Below are 5,631 nucleotides of genomic sequence, written 5' to 3'. Positions count from 1 at the left end.
AAAGTGCGAAGGCATACAAAGATTTGCATAATTGATTCTAATAAAGGCTGTTTGAATGATTTTCAGACGGCCTTTATTGTTTTATATTGCTTTCAAAATATCAGAATCTTGATTGCAAATGATTCTACGAAATAGCCGTAAATGTTATACTTAGCCTCTTGTTTGCCGATTGGGAAAAGTGGCCATTTGTTTTTGCGGCAGACTAAGTTTTTTACAATAAATGTAACGGCAGAATAGATTAGGCTGTCGGACAACATTCAAATCGATGAAATGGATAGCAGAAAATGAGCAGAATCCAACAAACTTTCTCAGCGCTCAATGGCGCAAAAGCACTGATTCCTTATATCACGGTGGGTGATCCCAACCTTGAGACGACCTTGGCATTGATGCACAGCCTAGTGGCTAACGGTGCCGATATTTTGGAACTGGGTGTGCCGTTTTCTGACCCGATGGCGGATGGTCCGACTATTCAGCGTGCGGCCGAAAGGGCGTTGGCAAATCATGTTTCTTTGCACGACGTATTGGAAACAGTACGCTTGTTCCGCCAAACCAATGATAAAACGCCGGTTGTCTTGATGGGCTATTTGAACCCAGTACATAAAATGGGTTATCAAGCGTTTGCACAAGCGGCTGCCGACGCGGGTGTAGATGGCGTATTGACTGTGGATTCCCCGGTAGAAACCATTACCCCGCTGCATGACTCTTTGAAAGCGCAAGGTATTGATTGTATTTTCCTTATTGCGCCGACAACAACTGAAGAGCGTATTCAAACGATTGCCAAAGTAGCCGGTGGTTTTGTGTATTATGTATCGCTCAAAGGTGTAACCGGTGCGGCAAGTTTGGATACTGAAGAAGTTTCGCGTAAAATAGAGCTTTTGCGCAAATATATTGATATTCCGATCGGTGTCGGCTTCGGCATTAATAATGCGGAGAGTGCGCGTAAGATTGGCGCGGTAGCGGATGCCGTTATTGTCGGCAGCCGTATCGTCAAAGAGATTGAAAGCCACGCAGGTAGCGAGGCCGAAGCGGTAGGCGTGTTGGTTAAAGAGTTGAAAGACGCGATTCGCTAAATTTTTTATTCCATTGTTTCAGACGGCCTTACATTCAACAGGCCGTCTGAATTCTGAATCCCAAGGAGTCATTCATGAGCTGGCTAGATAAAATTCTTCCTCCGAAAATTAAAAACCGAAGCAGTTCGTCCAGCGTCCCTGAAGGCCTGTGGCACAAATGTCCGTCTTGTTCGGCAACGGTTTATTCAACCGAGTTGAAGCAAAACAGCGAAGTCTGCCCGAAATGTAATCATCACAATCCGCTTTCTGCGCGCGAACGTTTGAATCTGCTTTTGGATGAAGAAGGCCGTGAAGAGATTGCAGCCAATATTAAACCGACCGACCCGCTGAAATTCAAAGACAGTAAAAAATATCCCGACCGCCTCGCGGCTGCGCGTAAAGCAACCGGTGAAGACGATGCATTGGTCGTTATGAAAGGCACCATGAACGGCCTGCCTGTCGTTGTGGCTGCGTTTGAATTCCGTTTTATCGGCGGCTCTATGGGCTCGGTTGTGGGCGAGCGTTTCGTTCAGGGTGTACGTCGTGCCGTTGCGGATAATTGTTCGTTTATTTGCGTGGCGGCTTCCGGTGGTGCACGTATGCAGGAAGGGGTCAACTCTTTGATGCAGATGACGAAGACCAGCGCGGCTTTGCATTTGCTGACTGAAAAACGTCTGCCGTTTATTTCCGTATTGACCGACCCGACCATGGGCGGCGTGTCTGCCAGCTTTGCCTTCTTGGGTGATGTGGTTTTGGCAGAGCCGAATGCGCTGATCGGTTTTGCCGGTCCGCGCGTTATCGAGCAGACTGTACGTGAAACCTTGCCGGAAGGTTTTCAACGTGCAGAATTCTTGTTAGAGAAGGGCGCAATCGACCAAATCGTCGATCGCCGTTCCATGAAAAAACGTATCAGCGATTTAATTACCTTGTTGCGTCATGAAGGTAAAGTAACCGCTGCTTGATTAGTACAATAAGAAAGGCCGTCTGAAAATCATATTTCAGACGGCCTAAGACCTTTGCAAAATTTCCCAAAATCCCCTAAATGTCTTGGTGGGAATTTAGGGGAATTTTGCAAAGGTCTCAGAGTGTTAATTTTTTTTGAGTAGAGAAATGATTTCTTTTAAAGCTAAAATCTCGTTTTCTTGTCGTTGAATAATTTCATTATTATGAGATATTGTCAGTTTCAGTTTTTCATTTTCAGCTATTAACGCTTCATTGTTGCCATAGTAATTTGATCCGTAATTATGGCTATTATCTCCGACCAAAAGAAATAATGGTTTTTCTTTTGTAATCAATTCAACTACATCAATTTTAAAAATCTGTGCAATCTGATTCAATTTATCAAAAGTCAGTTTAGTTTGCCCGCGCTCTATCTTTGCATACCCATTGGCAGACATTGCCAATTTTTCTGCCATTTCTTCTTGAGACCATTGGTTCATTTCTCTCATTACTCGAATTTTTTCATGAAGTTCCATGCTTACTCACTTTTAGGCGGAATTTAGATACTAAAAAATAGATATTCAATATGATTAGTGGGTGGTTTAAATCTAACTTTCAGTATAGCATCTTTGTATCTAAGTAGGTATTAAATAAATGCAGAAACAGTCGTTTCAGGGTGCTATGTATGAGTTTTATAGCAATAATTTTTTTGATATGTGCATATATTTTTAATTTTGACTCGAAAGATGAGTTTGTTTGGGTTATGGTGTTTTGTGGATTTATGGAGGTAATTTTTTCAGGTAGATTATTGTTATTATTACCTTTGATGATTGGTAATTATTTTGCTTCAGGTTATATTTATGAGCAATTTTTGCCTAGCGGATTTTGGTCTTTTATATTGTGTGGAGTTGTTTCCGGTATCAGTGGATTATTAATTGGGGGGATAATTTATATGATTTTAATATTAATTTTTAGGGTTGGTAAGGAATGAAAGTATTATTAATATTTCTTTTTGTTTTAGTCCCATTTATTTGGAGCTATATAAAAAATTTCTCTCAAAAGAATACTGCCAAGATGAAAGTTTATTTACACATAGATAGGCTTTACAATTATATTATTTCTGGACAGGATAGAGAGGCATTTGAAGAGTTAATCAGCTTTACGAGAGAAGCGGATCAAAACCCCGATTTATATTATTATTTCAGTGAACTTCCTTTCGATCGAAAAAAGCTGGCTTGTTTGGCTTATGTAAATGAACTATTTAAGATATATAATCAAGAGAAGAATATAACAAATGATAATTCAAATGCTGAATTTTTGATGAAAATGCATACAGGATATAACACAAAATAATGGTTATCTGGAAAAGGTCGTCTGAAACCCAAAATCTTGGTTTCAGACGACCTTTTTTTGAATCCGCCCAAAGCGGTCTGTATTCAATTATGAAGTCAGCGCAGCTTTGAGGATTTTGTTGACTTCACCCATATCGGCTTTGCCGGCCAGACGGGTTTTCAATACACCCATGACTTTGCCCATATCGGCCATGCCTGATGCACCGGTTTCTGCAACAGCTGCTTCCACGGCAGTTTTGATTTCTTCTGCGGACATCATTTGTGGCAGGTAGCGGTTGAGGATTTCGATTTCTGCGTTTTCTTTGTCAGCCAAATCTTGACGACCGGCTTCAGTATAGATTTTGGCGCTGTCTTTGCGCTGTTTCACCATTTTGGTCAGAATGGAGATGACTTTGGCGTCATCGGCTTCGGTGCGCTCGTCTACTTCAAATTGTTTGATGGCGGCATTAATCAGGCGGATGGTGCTTAAAGATACTTGGTCTTTGGCACGCATGGCGGTTTTCATGTCTTCGGTTAATTGTGTTTTTAGGCTCATAATGTTCTCACTTTATATCAATAAAAAGATGCCGTCTGAAAAACAAAACACACCGCAAAGCTGCCCTTGCGGTGTGTCGTTTATCACAGGGCAGGCCTGTAATTAGTACATTTTAGGAGGCAGTTGTTGGCTGCGCAGACGTTTTTGCAGACGTTTTGCTGCAGCAGCTTTTTTGCGTTTGCGTTCGGTAGTTGGTTTTTCGTACGCTTCACGGGCGCGCAGTTCGGTCAACAGACCGGTTTTTTCTACGGCGCGTTTGAAACGACGCATGGCAACTTCAAATGGTTCATTCTCTTTAACACGAATAGCTGGCATTTTATTTCCTTTAAATTTTGTTCAATCAAACCGTTTTAAGAAATAGGGGACGGCTTGTCATAATGGGGGAGTTGTTGTATCGCTGGTTTGCCGAGGGCAGGGCGGGATACGCGCCGTGATGTAAACATCACCTCCTAACAAGTCGGCTTTTGCCGTGCAAGTGACCTTTTTGGTCAGAAACAATCGGGCGATTATCTTATAAACCCGATAGTCTGTCAAGGTTGCAGGCCGTCTGAACGTTTGATTCTGTCTCACTTTTCAGACGGCCTATCGGGTATTAATAACGGCCGGGAACCGTACCCATGCGTTGTTTCAGCGAAGTTTGCGGCTCGTTGAACAATGACGCGTAATAAGTCGCGTTGGTCATGACTTTTTTCACGTAATCGCGGGTTTCGGTAAATGGGATGGTTTCGGCGTAAATCGCGCCTTCCAAAGGCGAAGAAGCCTGCCAGTTGCGGGCGCGGCCTGGGCCGGCATTGTAGCCTGCGGTGGCCATTACTTCGTTATTTTGCAGGCGGCGTTTGGCATCTGCCATGTACCACGTACCCATGCGGATGTTGCCGTCCATGGTGTAGAGTTCGCTGCTGCTCATGCCGATTTTGCCGGCGATTTCGCGGGCGGTCGCAGGCATAACCTGCATCAGGCCTTGTGCGCCGACGCTGGATTGCGCACCCATGACAAAGCGGCTCTCTTGGCGAATCAAACCGTAAACCCATGCCGGGTCAATGCCTGCCTGTGCGGCATAGCGGACGGTCAGGTCTTTAAACGGAGAGATATAGCGCAGTTTGTAGTTGAGTTTGTGGTCGGTACGGTCTGCGCTGTTGATCGCCATGTCGTAGAACTGGTTGTCAAAAGCGACTTGTGCGGCAGTCAGCAGGTTGTCTTCGTTGAAGTCGCGGGTGGCGAAACGCCATTCTGCCTGTGCCTGACGGCGCATTTTGGAGTCGCCGTTGCTTTGGCTGTTTTTAAACAAAACCAATGCGCGTTTAATAGCGCCATCTTCGCTCATGCGGCGGACATCTTTGGCATCGGCATCGGAAACGTTGTTGCGCGTATTGATGCGGCGGCCCAGCTCTTCACCTGCCAATACAGCGTAGAAATTGCGGCCGGAAGCGGCGGCTTTTTCATACATTTCTTTGGCTTGGCTGCTTTTGCCTTGTGCCGCAAAGCTGCGTCCCAGCCAATATTGCCATGTCGGGTCTTTTTGCAGTTTTTCAGGCATATGCTGAATCACGCTTGCCAATTCGTCCCAACGTTGCAGGCGCAAAGCGGCGCGTGCGTACCATTCCAATTGCTCGTCGGTCAGTTGCTTGTGGTCGGAAACGCGGCCGTAGTAGCTCAAAGCAGTCGGCATGTTTTGGCTTTGTGCATGGTAGTGGCCCAATACGCCCCATGCGAAGCTGCGTTGTTCGCGGCTGAGGCCGGATTCCATGTCGGACAG

Annotated in this window: 8 protein-coding genes; 4 read left to right on the top strand and 4 right to left on the bottom strand. The window is 44.8% G+C overall.

The features are described 5' to 3' along the window. The first annotated feature begins 284 nt into the window (after positions 1 to 284). Complete coding sequence (gene trpA, locus ACTHUT_RS13130; RefSeq protein ID WP_295697561.1) at positions 285 to 1,070, top strand: tryptophan synthase subunit alpha; 786 nt, start codon at positions 285 to 287, stop codon at positions 1,068 to 1,070. Between the two features lie 74 nt (positions 1,071 to 1,144). Next, positions 1,145 to 2,011, top strand: coding sequence for an acetyl-CoA carboxylase, carboxyltransferase subunit beta (gene accD, locus ACTHUT_RS13125; RefSeq protein WP_222570393.1), 867 nt, complete (start codon positions 1,145 to 1,147; stop codon positions 2,009 to 2,011). 126 nt (positions 2,012 to 2,137) lie between these two features. On the opposite strand, the gene ACTHUT_RS13120 is transcribed toward accD, so the two are convergent. Further along, positions 2,138 to 2,524, bottom strand: a complete 387-nt coding sequence (locus tag ACTHUT_RS13120) for a helix-turn-helix domain-containing protein (protein ID WP_003760765.1) — start codon at positions 2,522 to 2,524, stop codon at positions 2,138 to 2,140. Between the two features lie 149 nt (positions 2,525 to 2,673). Here ACTHUT_RS13120 and ACTHUT_RS13115 point away from each other — a divergent pair, with 149 nt between their 5' ends. Both ACTHUT_RS13115 and ACTHUT_RS13110 read left to right on the top strand, forming a co-directional pair. Next, a complete protein-coding gene (locus ACTHUT_RS13115) occupies positions 2,674 to 2,979 on the top strand; it encodes a hypothetical protein (RefSeq protein WP_222570394.1) in 306 nt (101 codons plus the stop codon). Continuing rightward, on the top strand, positions 2,976 to 3,341 hold the full coding sequence (locus ACTHUT_RS13110) for a hypothetical protein (protein ID WP_070814428.1): 366 nt from the start codon (positions 2,976 to 2,978) through the stop codon (positions 3,339 to 3,341). The genes ACTHUT_RS13115 and ACTHUT_RS13110 overlap by 4 nt, the downstream gene beginning before the upstream one ends. Positions 3,342 to 3,428: 87 nt before the next feature. On the opposite strand, the gene ACTHUT_RS13105 is transcribed toward ACTHUT_RS13110, so the two are convergent. The 3 genes from ACTHUT_RS13105 to ACTHUT_RS13095 all read right to left on the bottom strand — a co-directional run. Then, a complete protein-coding gene (locus ACTHUT_RS13105) occupies positions 3,429 to 3,875 on the bottom strand; it encodes a GatB/YqeY domain-containing protein (RefSeq protein WP_222570395.1) in 447 nt (148 codons plus the stop codon). Positions 3,876 to 3,977: 102 nt separating this feature from the next. Further along, positions 3,978 to 4,190, bottom strand: coding sequence for a 30S ribosomal protein S21 (rpsU, locus tag ACTHUT_RS13100; RefSeq protein ID WP_003680926.1), 213 nt, complete (start codon positions 4,188 to 4,190; stop codon positions 3,978 to 3,980). Positions 4,191 to 4,467: 277 nt separating this feature from the next. After that, positions 4,468 to 5,631 (bottom strand): transglycosylase SLT domain-containing protein (locus tag ACTHUT_RS13095; RefSeq protein WP_440418875.1); only part of this gene is annotated, 1,164 nt, incomplete at its 5' end.

This window comes from Neisseria sp. P0022.S010, from assembly GCF_051956635.1.
This window is presented reverse-complemented; position numbering and strand designations above follow the sequence as displayed.